The 17,785-nt window shown below is 62.1% G+C and carries 15 protein-coding genes; 3 read left to right on the top strand and 12 right to left on the bottom strand.

Annotated elements, in window-relative coordinates:
• Nucleotides 1-5: 5 nt before the first annotated feature.
• Complete coding sequence (lexA, locus tag NKH17_RS20720; protein WP_023674949.1) at nt 6-740, top strand: transcriptional repressor LexA; 735 nt, start codon at nt 6-8, stop codon at nt 738-740.
• Here lexA and NKH17_RS20715 read toward each other — a convergent pair.
• Nucleotides 734-3,199, bottom strand: a complete 2,466-nt coding sequence (locus NKH17_RS20715; protein ID WP_352806649.1) for a ComEC/Rec2 family competence protein — start codon at nt 3,197-3,199, stop codon at nt 734-736. The two genes, lexA and NKH17_RS20715, sit on opposite strands and share 7 nt — an antisense overlap.
• A 96-nt stretch (nt 3,200-3,295) precedes the next feature.
• On the opposite strand from NKH17_RS20715, the gene gltX reads away from it, so the two are divergent.
• Both gltX and gltA read left to right on the top strand, forming a co-directional pair.
• Nucleotides 3,296-4,717, top strand: a complete 1,422-nt coding sequence (gltX, locus tag NKH17_RS20710) for a glutamate--tRNA ligase (RefSeq protein ID WP_352478911.1) — start codon at nt 3,296-3,298, stop codon at nt 4,715-4,717.
• Between the two features lie 180 nt (nt 4,718-4,897).
• Nucleotides 4,898-6,226, top strand: coding sequence for a citrate synthase (gene gltA, locus NKH17_RS20705; RefSeq protein WP_254817305.1), 1,329 nt, complete (start codon nt 4,898-4,900; stop codon nt 6,224-6,226).
• A 76-nt stretch (nt 6,227-6,302) separates the two neighbouring features.
• On the opposite strand, the gene lpxB is transcribed toward gltA, so the two are convergent.
• The 11 genes from lpxB to pyrH form a co-directional block, all read right to left on the bottom strand.
• The gene (lpxB, locus tag NKH17_RS20700) at nt 6,303-7,472 is read right to left on the bottom strand and encodes a lipid-A-disaccharide synthase (protein WP_352972151.1); all 1,170 of its coding nucleotides are present in this window, start codon (nt 7,470-7,472) and stop codon (nt 6,303-6,305) included.
• Complete coding sequence (locus NKH17_RS20695; RefSeq protein WP_502901866.1) at nt 7,462-8,364, bottom strand: LpxI family protein; 903 nt, start codon at nt 8,362-8,364, stop codon at nt 7,462-7,464. The genes lpxB and NKH17_RS20695 overlap by 11 nt, the downstream gene beginning before the upstream one ends.
• A gap of 6 nt (nt 8,365-8,370) precedes the next feature.
• Nucleotides 8,371-9,204, bottom strand: coding sequence for an acyl-ACP--UDP-N-acetylglucosamine O-acyltransferase (gene lpxA / locus NKH17_RS20690; protein WP_352478915.1), 834 nt, complete (start codon nt 9,202-9,204; stop codon nt 8,371-8,373).
• A gap of 13 nt (nt 9,205-9,217) precedes the next feature.
• Nucleotides 9,218-9,682 (bottom strand): 3-hydroxyacyl-ACP dehydratase FabZ, encoded by a 465-nt coding sequence (fabZ, locus tag NKH17_RS20685; RefSeq protein ID WP_023674942.1) that lies wholly within the window; start codon nt 9,680-9,682, stop codon nt 9,218-9,220.
• On the bottom strand, nt 9,675-10,733 hold the full coding sequence (gene lpxD / locus NKH17_RS20680; protein ID WP_352478916.1) for a UDP-3-O-(3-hydroxymyristoyl)glucosamine N-acyltransferase: 1,059 nt from the start codon (nt 10,731-10,733) through the stop codon (nt 9,675-9,677). Before lpxD ends, fabZ begins: the two co-directional genes overlap by 8 nt.
• 179 nt (nt 10,734-10,912) lie before the next feature.
• Entirely contained in the window at nt 10,913-13,264 is a 2,352-nt protein-coding gene (bamA, locus tag NKH17_RS20675) for an outer membrane protein assembly factor BamA (RefSeq protein WP_352478917.1), read from the bottom strand.
• Nucleotides 13,265-13,481: 217 nt separating this feature from the next.
• Nucleotides 13,482-14,624: an RIP metalloprotease RseP gene (gene rseP, locus NKH17_RS20670; RefSeq protein WP_352478918.1), complete on the bottom strand. Its 1,143-nt coding sequence runs from the start codon at nt 14,622-14,624 to the stop codon at nt 13,482-13,484.
• A gap of 104 nt (nt 14,625-14,728) precedes the next feature.
• Nucleotides 14,729-15,562 carry a phosphatidate cytidylyltransferase gene (locus NKH17_RS20665; protein ID WP_352898930.1) on the bottom strand — a complete coding sequence of 278 codons (834 nt, stop codon included), beginning with the start codon at nt 15,560-15,562 and terminating at the stop codon, nt 14,729-14,731.
• Nucleotides 15,563-15,565: 3 nt separating this feature from the next.
• Nucleotides 15,566-16,288, bottom strand: a complete 723-nt coding sequence (locus NKH17_RS20660) for an isoprenyl transferase (protein ID WP_352478920.1) — start codon at nt 16,286-16,288, stop codon at nt 15,566-15,568.
• Between the two features lie 32 nt (nt 16,289-16,320).
• Nucleotides 16,321-16,875: a ribosome recycling factor gene (gene frr, locus NKH17_RS20655; RefSeq protein WP_084640965.1), complete on the bottom strand. Its 555-nt coding sequence runs from the start codon at nt 16,873-16,875 to the stop codon at nt 16,321-16,323.
• Nucleotides 16,876-16,971: 96 nt separating this feature from the next.
• Nucleotides 16,972-17,694 carry a UMP kinase gene (pyrH, locus tag NKH17_RS20650; protein ID WP_023674934.1) on the bottom strand — a complete coding sequence of 241 codons (723 nt, stop codon included), beginning with the start codon at nt 17,692-17,694 and terminating at the stop codon, nt 16,972-16,974.
• Nucleotides 17,695-17,785: the final 91 nt, after the last annotated feature.

The raw sequence follows: 17,785 nt of genomic DNA, 5'->3' as shown, positions 1-17,785 counted from the left end.
TCGCTATGCTGACACGCAAACAACACGAACTGCTTATGTTCATCCACGAAAGGTTGAAGGAAAGCGGTATCCCACCTTCCTTCGACGAGATGAAGGAAGCGCTCGACCTGGCTTCCAAATCCGGAATCCACCGACTGATTACGGCGCTGGAGGAGCGCGGCTTCATTCGCCGTTTGCCCAACCGGGCCCGTGCGCTGGAGGTACTACGCCTGCCTGACTCGATCGCCCCCGGCCTCAATGCGGCACGCAAGTTCTCGCCGAGTGTCATCCAGGGCAGTCTTGGGCAAGGTGCCCCTCGGCAGGGCAAGCCGACATCGTCGCGCGTCCCTGCAGCCGGCAATGACGATGATGTCGTCGCCGCCGTTTCGATCCCGGTAATGGGCCGCATCGCCGCTGGTGTGCCGATCGATGCTATCCAGCACCAGACGCATTCGATTTCGGTGCCGCCGGATATGATCATGGGCGGCGAGCATTATGCGCTCGAGGTCAAAGGCGATTCGATGATCGAGGCTGGCATTTTCGACGGCGACACGGTGATCATCCGCAACGCCGATACGGCGAGCCCCGGTGAGATCGTGGTGGCCTTGGTCGACGAGGAGGAAGCGACGCTGAAGCGGTTCCGCCGCAAGGGCGCCTCGATCGCCCTGGAGGCCGCCAATCCGGCCTACGAGACGCGCATCTTCGGACCAGACAGGGTCAAGGTGCAGGGCAAGCTCGTTGGGCTGATCCGCCGCTACTGAGTTGCGCCCTTGGTGCCGGCTTTTGGATTGTCGGCCCTGCGGTATGGCGGCAGGCCGCGCGCCGCGCGTGAAAATTTCCGCTGCACGTGCCAGGGCCGGTATGATTTTTCGACGGCGAAGCGGATTTCGGCGCGTGTTGCCGCTTGTGGATCGAAATAGACGGCCGCACTTCCCGCGCGCGCCAGTTGCCGTTTGGTGACGACGAGGACCAGCCGGTCGTAGTAGCAGGGATTATGGGCGGTGGCGTCGTCGATGACGATCAAGCTGGCGAAGGCGCAGGCTGGCCGTGCGGTATCGCGGTCCTTGGCTTGCGCAATGATCGCGCCGGATGGATGCCTGGCGAGGCAGAGACCGTCCGTGCAAATGAACGGCATGCCCGGCGGTAGGTCGGCCGGATCGGCAATGTCGAATTGCGGATCGTTCTTTCCAGGTGTTTCCGGCGCGACGATAGCCTCTGATGTGAGCGCGCGTTTCCAGTTGTCGATGGTGAACTCATTCGGGCGTGCCCGGTTGACCGCGAGCTCACCGCTGCCGATCGGCAGCGCGACCAGCCGTGCGTCCTCCGAGATCAATACGTCGGGTACGCGCGTCTGCGTTGTCGTTAGCAAGCCAGCGAGCGCAAAAGGAATTGCCGCGAGCCGCAACCAGGTCGTCGCCATGCTGGCAATGACGAGGGCGATCGTCACCAAAAGGACAGATCTCAGCGAAATCAGTCCGACCGCATCGATCGGCGAGCGCTCGGAGATCCACCCGGACAGGGCGATCATCGCCGTCAGCCCGTTGCCCATCACGTAGAGGAAAGGCCCATCCGCGCCGAACGGCATCGCCAGCGCGCTGAGCACGGCAAAGGGCATGACGACCAGTGAGACGATAGGCATGATGGCCAGATTGGCGAACAGGCTGAGCGGCGCTACGCGCTGGAAATGCCATATGGCGAAAAGCGCCGTGGCGCTCCCTGCAATGATCGAGGTCATCGCCAGGCCGCCCATGCCCAGCAGGACCTTTCGAGTGGCCAAGCGTAGCGGCGATCGCCGGGGCGGCGGCGTGGTGGCCCTGCCGGTGCGGTAATCGGACCAGCCGGCATAGGCGCCGACAAGGGCCGCCGTCGCGGCGAAGGACATCTGGAAGCTCGGACCGACCACCTCGTGCGGCGACACTACGATGACCGCGATGGCCGAGATCGCCAGATTGCGCATGGTGAGCGCGGCCCGGTCGAACAGCACGGCGATGAGCATCACCGCCAGCATGATGAAGCTGCGTTCGGCCGCCACCACAATGCCGGAAAAGACGAGGTACGCCGCAATCGAAAAAAGCGCGGCGGCGGCGGCATATTTTTTGACCGGCCGTCGCGATGAGAAGTCGGGAAACAGCGCAAAGGCACCGCGCAGCAGCGCCATGATGGTGCCGGCGACCAACGCCATATGCAGCCCCGAGATGGAGATGATGTGGTAGATGCCTGTACGCCGCATCGCTTCGTTGATCTCCTCGGGAATGCCGGCGCGCACGCCAACGATCAGCGCAGCAGCAATCTCGCCCTCGGCGCCGCCGATGCGGCTGCGGATATGGTCGGCGATGGATTCGCGCGCGTCTTCGATCGCGGAAGAAAGCCGCGCGGCAAGCGGCATGCTGCCCGACGCCACGACTTTCGGATTCCCGAGAAAGAAGCCGCTGCCGCCGATGCCCGCGAAATAGCTGTCGAAGGAGAAATCATAGCTGTCGGGCCGCACCGGGCCGGTCGGCGGCAGCAACCGCACATAGCCGGCGATCTCGGAACCAGCGGCCAGCTCAGCCGGTATCTTCATCGCCGAAATGCGGACCCGTTCCGGCATGTAGCGCAGCGTCGGCCTGGCGGTTGAGATCACATCGATCGTCAGCCTGATGCGGCCGCTAGCCATGGGTTCGTACGATACGACGCGACCCGTCAGCCGCGTCGAGATTTCAGAACCGAGCACATGCGTCCCGACACGCCAGGTCTCGAACTTGGCGGCAAGCACGCCAAGCGCGCAGAGCAGCGCCACCATGAAGCACAGGCGGGTTCTGGGCCATGACCGCGACATGACGGCACAAAGGGCCGCGAGGAGCACGATTGCGATCGGCTGCGGAAAGGCTGGCTCCGCCGACAGCGCGAAATATACGACCACCCCGCATGCGAGGAACACCGGCACCAGCAGGAAGGCGACGCCACGGTCGAGTTCCAGGCCGGCTGCCGAGGTTACGCTGTTGCGGATGCGGGACGGTGACGGGAGGCGGAAACGCCGGCGTAGGCGCACGATGGGCTCGGACGCAGGCACCGGAACCGTTGCTAGGTCGCTGGCCGGCAGCGACGGAGCATCGAAGCGCGGAGCGGGCAGCAATGCCGGTGCCGGCAGGACAGGCAGGGGAGCGGCGAACAGCAAGCGTTCGCTGACGCCGCTGCCAGCGTCCTCGCCCTCGCCCGCACCACGGCCTCGCACAGCCATCGGGTCTGCCCCTTGCGCCCTCGACCTCCTATGCTACATGAACGCGCAACGCGCGAAAGTCCGCAAACCCACTTCCTTGGCCCGCCTGAGAGTTCCATGCCCGATAAGGTCGTCACCCGTTTTGCCCCCTCGCCCACCGGTTATCTGCATATTGGCGGCGCGCGCACGGCGCTGTTCAACTGGCTGTATGCCAAGCACACAGGCGGCACGATGCTGCTGCGCATCGAAGACACCGACCGCGAGCGCTCCACCGATGCGGCAACCGCGGCCATTCTCGACGGGCTTTCCTGGCTTGGCCTGACATGGGACGGCGAGCCGGTGTCGCAGTTCGAGCGTGCGCCGCGCCATCGCGAGGTGGCCGAGGAGCTCGTTCGCATGGGCAAGGCCTATTATTGTTATGCGACGCCTGCCGAGCTGGAAGCAATGCGCGAGAACGCACGGGCCAAGGGGCTGCCTCCCCGCTATGACGGACGCTGGCGCGACCGCGACCCGTCGGAGGCGCCGCCCGGCGCCAAGGGGGCGATCCGCATCAAGGCGCCGACAGACGGCGAGACGGTGGTGCATGACCGCGTCCAGGGCGACGTGCGTTTTCCCAACAAGGATCTCGACGATTTCATTATTCTGCGCTCGGACGGCAATCCGACCTACATGCATGCCGTCGTTGTCGACGATCACGACATGGGCATCACCCACATCATCCGCGGCGACGATCATTTGACCAACGCCGCACGCCAGACCGTAATCTACCAGGCCATGGACTGGGAGGTGCCGTCGATGTCGCATATCCCGCTGATCCACGGTGCCGACGGCGCCAAGCTGTCGAAGCGGCACGGCGCGCTTGGCGTCGAGGCCTATCGCGCCATGGGCTACCTGCCGGAGGCGCTGCTCAACTATCTGGCGAGGCTTGGCTGGAGCCACGGCGACGATGAGATCATGTCGATCGCCGACATGATCGCATGGTTCGACATTGGCGATGTCAACAAGGGCGCCGCCCGTTTCGACTTCGCCAAACTCGAGGCGCTCAACGGCGTGCATATGCGCCGGATGAACGACGCGGCGCTGCTCGACATCTTCATCGCCACTCTGCCCTATCTCGAAGGCGGCCCGGCAATCGCCGCCCGCCTCGACGACAGACGCAAGGCGCAACTGCTGGCCGCTTTGCCCGGCCTGAAGGAGCGCGCCAAGACGCTGGTCGAACTTGTTGAAGGGGCTGCATTCCTGTTCGTCGAGCGGCCGCTGCCGGTCGACGAGAAGGCGGCGGCGCTGCTCAGCGGTGAGGCGCGCGCGATCCTGCGGGGCGCTCATGCCGCACTGGCCACGGTTTCGGACTGGTCTGCCGCCTCGGCTGAAGCCGCGATCCGCGACTACGCGCAGGCCGGCGGCCATAAACTCGGCGCTGTGGCCCAACCTTTGCGCGCCGCGCTCACCGGCAAAAGTACCTCGCCAGGTGTCTTTGATGTGCTTGCCGTGCTGGGCCGCGAGGAAAGCCTGGCGCGGATCGCTGATCAAATCGATTAGCGAACTGGCCCAAGAAGATTGGCATTGAAAGGTGTGTTTCGCAGTGCAACATTGGGCCTTGGCCTAATCTGGCGCGCAGATACAATTGCGGGCGCAAAATGTGCATAGTCCGATGCTTTTGACGTGTTGGGTTCAGATATTTTGCCTTTGCCGGCCTGAGGAAACAAAAAGGAGTTTGCTATGACCGAACCTGCGACGAAAATGGAATTTGGCGGCAAAACCCAGGCATCGACGGCAAAGCTGGAGCTCGGCGGCAAAACCCATGAATTCAAGATCCGAAGTGGTTCGGTAGGACCTGACGTCATCGACATCGGTTCGCTCTACAACACCGCCGGCGTCTTTACCTACGATCCCGGCTTTACGTCGACGGCGAGCTGCGAATCGGAAATCACCTTCATCGATGGCGATGCCGGCATTCTTTTGCACCGCGGCTACCCGATCGACCAATTGGCCGAGCACGGCGACTTCCTCGAAGTCTGCTATCTCTTGCTCTATGGTGAACTGCCGACCAAGGCGCAGAAGGACGATTTCGACTACCGGGTGACGCGCCACACCATGGTGCATGAGCAGATGTCGCGCTTTTTCACCGGCTTCCGCCGTGATGCGCATCCGATGGCGGTGATGTGCGGCGTGGTCGGCGCGCTGTCGGCCTTCTATCACGATTCCACTGACATCTCGGATCCGTATCAACGCATGGTCGCCTCAATGCGGCTGATCGCCAAGATGCCGACAATCGCGGCGATGGCGTACAAATACCACATCGGCCAGCCGTTCATTTATCCGAAGAACGAGCTGAATTTCGCAGCCAACTTCCTGCATATGTGCTTCGCCGTGCCTTGCGAGGAATACAAGATCAATCCGGTGCTGGCGCGCGCGATGGAGCGCATCTTCATCCTGCACGCCGATCACGAACAGAACGCCTCGACTTCGACCGTCCGCCTGGCCGGCTCGTCGGGCGCCAATCCCTTTGCCTGTATCGCTGCCGGCATCGCCTGCCTGTGGGGTCCTGCACATGGCGGCGCCAACGAGGCAGCCCTGAACATGCTGGGCGAGATCGGCCATGTCGATCACATCCCGGAATTCATTGCGCGCGCCAAGGATAAGAACGATCCGTTCCGATTGATGGGCTTTGGCCACCGCGTTTACAAGAACTACGATCCGCGCGCCAAGATCATGCAGAAAACCGCGCACGAAGTCCTGGGCGAGCTCGGCATCAAGGACGATCCGCTGCTCGACATCGCCATGGAGTTGGAAAAGATCGCGCTGACCGATTCCTATTTCATCGAGAAGAAGCTCTACCCCAACGTCGATTTTTATTCCGGCATCACTCTTAAGGCGCTGGGCTTCCCCACCACCATGTTCACCGTACTGTTCGCGGTCGCCCGCACCGTCGGCTGGATCGCGCAGTGGAAGGAGATGATCGAGGATCCGCACCAGAAGATCGGTCGCCCGCGCCAGCTCTATACCGGCGCGCCGGAACGGGATTACGTGCCGATCGCGAAGCGGTGAAGGTAGCGAGTAGCGAGTAATAGCTGAAGCAGCTGGCCGTTACCGCCAGCACCATTTCCTACTCGCTATTCATTATTCACCCATTCCTCACCATACCCATCACCACCTCCGCAGCAATCTCGCCTGACGGCTTGGCGGTTGCCATACGCCCGGCAATGTCGGCAAAACCCTGCTTCTGCCAAGTGCGGTAGGCGGTATCGGAGAACAGCGCTTCCAGTTGCCGCGCCAGATAATGCGGCCGCACATATTGATTGTAGTGTTCCGGCACAACCGGCCGGTCGGCAATGAGATTGGGCAAGGCTGCGCTCCATACTTTGATCAGCGGCTGCGCCATGCGCATGACCGGATCGAGCCGGTAGCAGGAGATCATCGGCACACCTGCCAGTGCAAGTTCCAGCGATACCGTCCCCGACGCGATCAGCGCCGCATCCGCCTTGCCGAAGGCCTGCCATTTGCGTTCGGCATCAAGGATGATCTCCGGCTTCTCGTCCCAGCTCGCAACCGAGGTCCTGACGAGGTCGGCGACGTGCGGGACCGTCGGCAACAGCAGGCGCAAGCGGTGCCCCCGCACCCGCAGGATCGACACTGTCTCGCCGAACGGCCCGACCAGGCGTCGCACCTCGCCGCGACGCGAACCGGGCAATATAAGCAACGTTTTGACGTGATCTGCGGACAGGTCACGCGGCTGCGCCTGCGCCCTGGTGGCACTGATTATGCCCGGATCGTGTGCAAGGCGATGCCCGACATAGGTCCCGGGCGGCCCGCCCAGGCGAGCGAGTTCCTTCACCTCGAACGGCAGAATGCAAAGAATGTGATCGACATACGGTTTCATCGCCGCCGCCCTGCCCGGCCGCCAAGCCCACACGCTCGGGCAGACATAGTGGACGATCGGGATAGTCGGATCGGCGGCACGCACCTTTTTGGCGACGCGCAGCGAGAAATCCGGACTGTCGATGGTGATAAGGCAATCGGGCTTTTCACCGGAAATCGCGTTTGCCGTCTGGCCGATCCGCCGCATCAGGCGCGGCAGGTCGCGCAGGATGGCGCTAAGTCCCATCAGCGCGATCTCGCTGCCGTCGAACAATGGCGCCAGGCCGAGCGCCTGCAAATGGCGGCCGCCGATGCCGACAAGCCGAACGTCGCGCCCGGTCATGCGCTTTAACGCCTGCACAAGATCGGCGCCAAGCAGGTCACCGGACTCCTCGCCGGCGACGATGGCTATCTTCAACGGCCGCTCATTCGCCATGCGCCGGCTCCGCAGCAGGCAGCCCGATCACGAACAGGCCGAGCGCATTGGCACGCCCGATGGTGGCGGGACCTTCGAGCACCAGCGAGCGGCCGGCTTCTACGGCAATGCCGGCCAGTCCGGCGGCATGCGCCGCCTCGACGGTCAGCGGGCCAATGGAGGGCAGGTCGGCACGCAGTTCCTGACCGGGCTTAGCGCATTTGACCAGGACACCGCGCGTCCTGCCCGCCAGCCTGCCGTGCCCGCGCAACTCCCTTGTCCGCTCGAGCAGCCCGTCAGTCCCTTCGACGCCTTCCAGCGCAATGGCGCGGCCGCCGACCGCAACAGCCGCTTGGCCGATATCCAGCGCGCCGATGGCTTTTGCCGCCGCGTGCGCCGCCTCGATGTCGCGCCAGTCGGCTTTGCGTGGCGCCGCCTTGGTCAGCAGTCCTTCGGCGGCGACCAGCTCCGGCACGATCTCGTGAGCGCCGACGACTTTGATGCCGCTGCGCTCGATCCTGCGCACGAACAATTTCAGCACCGTATCATCTCCCCGAGTTACACCGACGAAGAGGCTGGGCAGCCAGGCGAGCAGGCCCAAATTGAGGCGCATGGCGCTCAGCCTGGGGCGGCGCGTGATATGACCCGCGGTCACCAGATGCGTAACGTGATGCCGCTTGAGGATCGGCAACAGCGAGCCGACGTCTTCCAGCCTCAAGGTTGCCTGCTCATAGGCCTCGAAATCGGCTATGCGATCGACCTCGCCCGCCGCCATCACGATGAAGGGCAATTTGCCTTGCCGGGCGAGCGCTCGGGCAATTTCGACCGGGAGGCTGCCGCCGCCGGCGATGATGCCGACCTTGGCATCTGGCGCGAGATCAAGGCCCTTTCCGGCAGCCTCAATCTTCGTCATCTGCTCTCAGTCTTCATCATCGGTATCGTCGCCGTCGCCACCCTTGAGCGACGGCACGGCATAGTGCCGCTTGCCGCGACCGGCGATGAAATCGACGATCTTCATGGCAGTCGGCGACGAGGCGAACTCCGCCTTGGCGAATTCGATGTTTTCGCCGACGGTCCGGGAGCGATCGAAGATCGTCTTATAGGCTTTGCGCAGCAAATGGATCTCCGAACGTGGCAGGCCGGCGCGCTTCAGCCCAATGATGTTGAGGCCGCGAAGGCTGGCACGGTTGCCAACGGCGATGGCGTAGGGAATGACGTCGCCGACGATCGCCGAGCAGCCGCCGAGAAAGGCGTTATCGCCGATGCGGACAAACTGATGAACCGCGGTAAGGCCGCCGATGTAGACATTGTCACCGACTTCGCAATGCCCGCCTAACGTCGCTTGATTGGCGAAGGTGGCGTTCTTGCCGACCACGCAGTCATGGGCAATGTGGGCATAGGCAAGGAAATTGCCGTTGTCGCCGATCGTCGTTTCGCCGCGGCTGGAATCGGTGCCGACATGCATGGTGACGCCTTCGCGGATCGTGCAGTTCTCGCCGATCACCAGCGTGGTACGGCCGCCCTTGTGCTTGGTGTTCTGCGGTGGTCCGCCCAGTATCGCCATCGGATAAACCTTGGTCGATGCACCGATGGTGGTCGCGCCAATCACCGAGACATGGCTGACCAGTTCGACGCGGTCGCCGATCACGGCATCAGGGCCGACGTGACAGAAGGGCCCGATGCGGGCGCCTTCGCCGATTTGGGCGCCTGCCTCGATGACCGACGATGGATGGATGACTGTCTGGATTTTCATTAGCATTCGTTTGTCAGCCGCTTGCGACCATCATCGCCGAGATCTCGGCTTCCGCCGCCTTGGCGCCATCGACGAGGGCCTCGCAAGCGAATTTGAGAAGATTGCCGCGTTTCTTGATTTTCTTCACATGAATTTTCAGCTGGTCACCTGGAACGACCGGCTTGCGGAACTTGGCATTGTCGATGGTCAGGAAATAAACCAGCGACGGCTTTTCCGTACCAAGGCTGCGGATGCAGATGGCGCCGGCCGTCTGCGCCATCGCCTCGATGATCAGTACGCCGGGCATGACCGGCTGGTCGGGGAAATGACCTTGGAAATGCGGCTCGTTTATGGTGACGTTCTTGATGCCGATTGCGGATTCGTCGCCATCTATGTCGACAATACGGTCGATCATCAAGAACGGATAGCGGTGCGGCAGGAGCTTCATCAGCCGCATTATGTCAACCGCTTCGAGCGTCGCCGCTGCGATGTCAGCCATTTCCCCCCTCACCCTGTTTGCGCGTCCGTGCAAGTCTGCGCAAGGCCGCTATCTCGCGCATAGCTTCCGCCATCGGCTGCGCCGGATATCCTCCCCAAATCTCACCGGCAGGCACATTGCTCATAAACCCGCTTCTTGCCGCAAGCTTGGCGCCGGACCCTATGGTCAAATGATCCGCAAGGCCGACGCCGCCACCCATGGTGACGTTGTCGCCTACCGTCACAGAACCGGAAATACCCGAAAGCCCGGCTATTATGCAATTGCGGCCGATGCGAACGTTGTGCGCGATCTGCACCAGATTGTCGATCTTGGTACCCTGGCCGATGATCGTGTCGGACATGGCGCCGCGATCGACGGTCGTATTCGACCCGATCTCGACGTCGTCCTGGATGATGACGCGGCCGATCTGCGGAACCCGCTCCGGACCCTTGGCGCCGGCCACGAAGCCGAAGCCATCCTGGCCGATCCTGGCGCCGCCATGAATGATGACGCGATTGCCGATCAATGCATATTGCACGCTGGCGCCTGGACCGACATAGCCGTCGCGGCCAATCTGGGAGGAAGGACCGATAACCGCATGAGGGGCAATGACGGTTCCGCTGCCGATGGCAGCGCGCGGTCCGATGACCGCGCCCGCTTCGATGATCGCACCGGGCTCGACATGGGCGGTCGCATCGATATGGGCGTGCGGCGAGATACCGGTTTCGCCGGTCATCGGCCCAGGCGTTGCAGCCGCCGGGAAAAGCAGGCGCCCGACCATTGCGAAAGCCTGCTGCGGGCGCGGATGCACCAGAACCGCGATGCCCGCCGGCGCCTTGGCGGCAAATTCGGCAGGGCAGAGAACCGCTGCCGCCCGCAGTGACTGCATCAGGGCGAAATTGCGCCTGCCATCGACGAAGACAAGGGCGTTCTCGCCGCCTTCGTTGGCGGGAGCCAGAGCGTCGATCGAAACATCGGAGAGAGCGGAATCGACAAGCATCGAGCCGGTCAGATTCGCGACTTCGCCGGCCGTATACCGGCGTGAGGGCGCGAAGAACACCGGATCGGTCATTCCAGAAGCAATATCCAGCTAGCGCATGACCCCGAAATCGGAAATCGATCCTCGGAAAGGATCATGCGCAAATCAAGTTGCTACAACGTTCTTTGAGCGTCCGATAGGACGCACTGCGCTGTAGTGTCGGATCACTGACATCCCGATCCAAACGAGCCGGAAGCATCGTTACCCGCACATCAGAAGCGGGTCGATATGCCGAAGTTGAATTCCTGCACGTCGTCGGTCTTTTCCTTCTTGACCGGGATCGCATAGTCGATGCGAATCGGGCCGAAAGGCGATGCCCACATCAAGCCGACGCCGACAGAAGCGCGCCATTCCATGCCGGTCGTCGACTGATTGACGAGGTTGGAGGCAATCTTGCTGCCGTAGAGCGTTGCCGCATCGGCGAATACCGCGCCGCGCAAACCGAAGCTTTCCGGGATGACCGGCAGCGGGAACTGCGCTTCCGCCGAGGCATTGAAGTAAGTGGTGCCGCCGAGATGGTCATTGCTGTTGTCCGAGGCAACCGGACCGATGCCGCCATATTCGAAACCGCGGATCATGCGATCGCTGCTCTGGAAATGGTCGAAGACACGCAGGTCGCCGCTGCCATATCCCTGGACATGGCCGGCACCGCCAGAAATGAGGCCTACCAGATCCAATTGTTCGGACAACGTCTGATAAATGCTGCCGCGCGCTGTCACCTTGATGAACTTGGCGTCGCCGCCCACGCCAGCCACTTCCGTGCCGACGTTGGCAAAAATGCCTTCATGGGGATTCTTCATGTCGTCAATAGTATTGTAAACTAGGCCGAGACTAACCGACGATTTGAGCCACGGACTCTCTTCGACACCGTTTATAATCGCCTGGGAGACATCGCAGGTGGCAGGGTCGCAGTTCTCGTCGAACTCATACTTCTCCTGAGCGATATTATACGCGAGCTGAGTCGAGATGTTGTCGGTAATCGGCAGACCGAAGCGCACTGTCGCGCCCGTCGTGTCGCTATCGTAATGGTCATAGTTTCGAGTCTGCTTGTAGATGTCGAATCCGGCAGCGATACGGCGACCAAGGAAGTACGGTTCGGTAAACGAGAAGCTGTAGTCGCGCGAGTTCTTGCCGCCGCCAGCCGCCACCTTGATGAATTGGCCGCGGCCGAGGAAGTTGCGCTCACTGATTGAACCTTCGACGGACGGACCAGCCGTCTCGCCACCAGTCGAATAACCGGCACCGACCGAGAACTCACCGGTCGATTTCTCGACCACGTCGACCACCAGTACGACTTGATCAGGCTCAGAGCCCGGAACGGTGGAAATCTCGACTTTCTCGAAATAATCAAGCGCTTCCAGCCGCCTCTTCGCGCGCTGGATGAGAACCTGATTGAAAGCGTCGCCTTCGCTGACATCGAACTCGCGGCGAATGACGTAGTCGCGCGTCCGATCGTTGCCGCGGATCTCGATGCGCTCGATATAGGCCTTGGTGCCCTGGTCGATCGTATAAACGACAGAGATGGTGTGGTTTTCGAAGTTGCGGTCACCGCGCGGCGTCACCTGGGCAAAGGCATAACCAGAACCGGCGACCTTTTCGGTCAGCGCGATGATCGTGTCCTCGACATCCTTGGCGTTATAGACATCGCCCTTGTGGGTCTCGACCACCGATTCAAGCGACTTGCTGTCGACCTCGGGGATCGTGCTTTCGACGCTGACGTCCCCAAACGTATACCGCTCGCCCTCCTGCACCGTGATGGTAACGGTGTATTTGTTGGTTGTGTCGTCGAGTTCGCCGACAGCCGAGACGACCTGGAAGTCGGCATAGCCGTGATTATAATAGAAGCGGCGCAGCAGCTCCTGGTCGGCGCGCAGCTTGTCCTCGTCATAAACATCGTCGCGCAGCACGAACGACAGGAAGGACGAGCGCTTGGTGGAGATGATGTCCGACAGACGGCGGCTCGAATAGGCGCTGTTGCCGACGAAATTGATCGCCGCAATCTGGGTGCGGCCGCCTTCGTTGATGTTGAAGACCACGTTTACCCGGTTGTCGCCGAGATCCATGATCTGGGTGGTCACGGCGGCATCGTCGCGGCCGATACGCCGGTAGGCGGCCTTGACCGCCTCGACATCGGCGTCGAGCTGTTGTTGCGAGAAGGTGCCGCGCGGCTTCAATTGCACCGCGGCTGCAAGCGCGTTGTCCTTGAGCTTCTTGTTGCCCTGGAACAGCACCTGGTTGACGACCTGGTATTCGGAAACCTTGATGACCAGCGTCGATCCGACCTGGTTGATCTGCACGTCCGAAAACAGCCCGGTGCCAAACAGCGCCTTGACCGCATCGTCGATGTCGGAGCTGGAAAACGCCTTGCCGGGCTTGATTGTCACGTAATTGCGGATGGTGTCCGCGTCGACACGCTGATTGCCGGTGACTTCGACTCTGGAGACGACAGCCGCCTCGGCGGCCGATGTGGCAACGAACTGCACTGCGAGCGCGCCTGGTACAACCAGAGCAGCGGACATAGCCACCGCGGACGCGGCGCTCAGAAACTTGGATGCTGCCTTCATCGGGCTTTTGTACCTTTTCTCGAAGTCCCCACGGCGAGAAAACCGGACGTGCGGTAATTTCCCCTACCGTATTAACCGGATTTTCCCTACACGCAAGGCTTCTGGTTAATTTGTATTTACTTAACCCTGTGGCGTGGCTTTCGCGTCACGCATATCCCCACGCATGGTAAACGGCGTCTCAACATTGGTCGCGCTGAAGCCAAATTTCTTCATGATTTCAGCACCCAAACAGATCGTTCCAGAAAACAAAACCCATGAAGCCGAGCACCAGGATGAGGCCGCTCCGATAAGCCATTTCCATCATCCGTTCGGACACCGGCCGTCGGATGACAGCTTCCACGCCGTAGAACAGAAGATGCCCTCCGTCGAGGGGGGGAATCGGCAGAAGATTGAGAATTCCTATCCCGACTGACAGATATGCAACAAGCTGGACGAGCAATTCGAAGCCGAGCTTTGCCGCCTGGCCCGACATCTTGGCGATCTTGATAGGCCCGCCCAGCTGGCACTTGTCCTCGCGGCCAACAACGAAACGCTGCAGGAACTGGCCGGTGCGCTGGATGACGTGTCCGGTTTCCTGGACGGCCGCCCCGACTGCCCCGGCCGGGCTGTAGGTGATCAGCCGCGGCTGGCCGAGTTCCTTGTTGTTGACGACGCCGATCACGGCCACCTGGGCTTTGTTGCCCAATGCGTCTTGTTGTTCCATCAAGCGCGGCGTCGCCGTGACGGTGATTTCCTTGCCGCCGCGTAACATAACGAAGGTGATGCTGTCGCCGGCGCGGCCCGAAACCAGACGCTGGACGTCGGCAAAGGTCTCGACCTTGCTGCCGTCGACGCTGACGAATCGGTCACCGGACATGATGCCGGCCGCCGCTGCCGGACTGCCTGCGGTGACTTCAGCCACCATCGGCTCGTAAACCGGCCGACCATATATGGAAAACAGCACGGCAAAGACGGCGATCGTCAGCAGGAAGTTGAACAGCGGCCCCGCCACGACGGTCGCCGCCCGCTTCCAGATCGGCTGCGTGTGGAAGGCAACCTTGCGTTCGTCGTCGCTCAGCGCCTCGACCTCCTCCGAGCTGGGCTGGCTCGACGTCGCGTTCATATCGCCGACGAACTTGACGTAGCCGCCGAGCGGTATGGCGCAAAGCTTCCAGCGCGTGCCGCGGCTGTCGTTGAAGCCGATGATCTCAGGGCCGAAACCGATCGAAAAGGCTTTTGCGCCGATACCGCACCAGCGGCCGACGAGGTAATGGCCCATTTCGTGGACGAACACGACCACGGTCAGCACGAACAGAAAAGGCACCAGCGTGCCGAGGACAAGGCCGTCCGTGCTGAAAACCGCGTGAAGAATCTCGTTCAATTCATGCCCTCAAATTCATCCACGGCGCAGATCACGCCGCGACTGTGACATCAATCCAGGCGAATCCATGACGCAGCCCCGCGCCGGCTCACCGACGATGCCGTTCAAACCGGAAACAGCCCCTGTGCCGGATGGTCGGCGGTCGCGGAAATCCAGCCGATGACGTATAGGGCGAAAGCCGCCGCGACAAGCCCATCGACCCGATCCATGATGCCGCCATGGCCGGGTATCAGCGTGCCGGAATCTTTACGGCCGTGGCGTCGTTTGACCCATGATTCGAACAGGTCGCCGGCCTGCGCGACGATCGAAAGCACCAGTGCGACCACGCCAAGCACGGCGAGGTTGCCCGTTCCGGCTACTGCGGCCAGAAGCAGACCGGCCACTACGCCGCCGACCACCCCACCGAGCGCCCCGCTCCGCGTCTTGCCGGGCGAGATCGACGGCGCCAGCCTTGGGCCACCGACGGAGCGGCCGACGAAATAAGCAAAAATATCGGTCGCCCAAACCACGGCGAATAGGAACAGAATGGCCAGCAGCCCTGAATGGTCGCCATCACGCAAGAAGGCCAGCGACAAGCCCGACACGGCCGCATAGGCAAGGCCGCATGCTTCCCACGGTCCTGCCTTGCGCATCGTCGCCGCGATGGCAGTGACAGCAACCAGAGCAGCGACGAGCGGCAGCAGCAAAGACGCAGGCAGGCCGGCGACGAGGGCACCAATAAAGACCACGATCAGCGCCTCGGGCAGAAAGCCGAGACCTGCCATAGCACCAGCACCTGCCGGGGCAACGGGGCGGCTCATCCGCGTCCACTCGTAGAAGATCACCGCCGCCATGGCAGCGCAAAGCAACCGGAAGGGCAGTCCGCCGAGCCAGGTCAGGCCAAGCGTGACGATGGCAAGCACGACGGCCGAAATGACCCGGAGCTGGAGGTTGCTCATTCCTCAGCCTGAGGCGACATCTTGGGCGGCAAGTCCGCCGAAACGGCGCTCGCGGCCGGCGAAATCGCGCAGTGCATCGGACAGGTGCTCGCGACTGAAGTCGGGCCAGTAGCAAGGCAGAAAAACGAGTTCACTATAGGCAGCCTGCCATAACAGGAAATTCGACAACCGAAGCTCGCCGCTGGTGCGGATGACCAGTTCCGGATCCGGAATGCCCTCTGTATCGAGCGAGCTGGCAAAGGACTCGGCCGTGATCGCCTCGCTGTCGATCTCACCGCGCGCCACCGCTGTGGCGAGCTTGCGCGCCGTGCGCACGATCTCGTCGCGGCCGCCGTAATTGAAGGCAATGACCAGCGTCAGCGCCTCGTTGCTAAGGGTGAGCGTTTCGGCTTCCTCGAGCAGCCCCCTTATGTCGGGCTGCAGCCCTGCCCTGTCACCGATGACCCTGATCCGCACCCCACTCTGGTGCAGCTCGGCGAGGTCACGTCGGATGAAAAGCTTCAGCAGGCCCATGAGGTCGCTGACTTCGGATTTCGGTCGTGACCAGTTTTCCGACGAAAAAGCGTAGACGGTCAGGAAGGAGATGCCGAGGCCGGGGGCGGCGCGCACTGTCTTGCGCAGCGCCTCGACGCCGGCGCGGTGACCAGCCAGCCGAGGCAAGCCGCGCGCCTTGGCCCAGCGTCCGTTTCCGTCCATGATGATCGCGACATGCGCGGGCGTTGCCATGTTCTCACTTCCGGGCCAGCCGTGGCCAGACCCTAGACCTGCATGATTTCCGCTTCCTTGTCGGAAAGCAGGTGGTCGATGGTGCTGATTGTCTCGTCGGTCAGTTTCTGAACCTGGTCGGCCCGTTTGCGATGGTCGTCCTCACTGATGTCGCCGTCCTTTTCCGCCTTTTTCAGAAAGTCCATGCCGTCCCGGCGAACGTGTCGTGCGGCGACGCGGGCATTCTCGGCATAACCGTGCGAGATCTTGACCAGCTCCTTGCGGCGCTGTTCGTTGAGCTCGGGCAGCGGAATCCTGAGATTGGTACCGTCGACGATAGGATTGAACCCGAGATTGGCTTCACGGATGGCACGGTCGACCGCGCTGACCATCGACTTGTCCCACACCGAAACCGAAATCATGCGAGGTTCCGGAACCGACACTGTTGCCACCTGGTTGATCGGCATGGTGGTGCCATAGGCCTGCACCTGGACGGCATCGAGCAGGTTGCTCGACGCGCGGCCGGTGCGCAGCGAAGCCAGATCATGCTTGAACGCGGCGATCGCCCCGTCCATGCGCCGTTTGAGATCGTCGTATTCGCCACTCATCATCGTCTCCTCGACCCGTTAACCCGGGTTCACTGCTTAGGGTAAGCCCTGTTCGAGCCTCATCCGCAACCGATCCCTTTCGGGTTCATGGTCCGGTCAATCGTCTGCGACGACCGTGCAACGGCCGCCACCCCTCAGGATATCGCCGAAACCACCCTTCTCGTGGATCGAATAGACGATTATCGGAATGTTGTTTTCGCGCGCAAGTGCAATCGCCGCCGTATCCATGATCGAAAGCCCGCGTTTGATGACTTCGTCATGGCTGATCCGCTCGAAACGTGTCGCGTGCGGGTCCTTCTTAGGATCAGCCGAATAGACACCATCGACCTGGGTGCCCTTGAACAGAGCATCGGCTCCGATCTCGGCGGCGCGAAGGGCTGCAGCCGAATCGGTGGTGAAGAACGGATTGCCGGTGCCGCCGGCGAAGATAACGACCTTGCCCTGGTTCATGTAGGCGGTCGCCTGACGCTGCGAAAAACTTTCGCAAAGCTCGGGCATGGCGATCGCCGACAGCACCACGGCGTCGACGCCGATCTTGTTGAGCGAGGTGCGCAGCGCCAGCGAATTGATGACGGTGGCAAGCATGCCCATATGGTCGCCGGTGACGCGGTCTCCGCCTTTTGACGCGACTGCGACGCCACGGAAGATGTTGCCGCCCCCTATGACGACACCGACTTCGATGCCCAATGCGCGGGCCTCGGCGATGTCGGCGGCGATGCGGTCGACCACCGATACGTCGATGCCGAAATGCTGCTCGCCCATCAACGCTTCGCCCGATGCTTTCAGCAAGACACGTCGGTAGAGGGGCTTCACCGTCATCTGGTCCTCGTCATCGTGCGTGTGACGCGTTTCGGTGCGCCCCGAAACACTGGGCGTTCCGATACACGAAGGGCGCCACGATGTCACGCGG

It is taken from the genome of Mesorhizobium sp. M1334 (assembly GCF_040317995.1).
Classification (GTDB): domain Bacteria; phylum Pseudomonadota; class Alphaproteobacteria; order Rhizobiales; family Rhizobiaceae; genus Mesorhizobium.
This window is presented reverse-complemented; position numbering and strand designations above follow the sequence as displayed.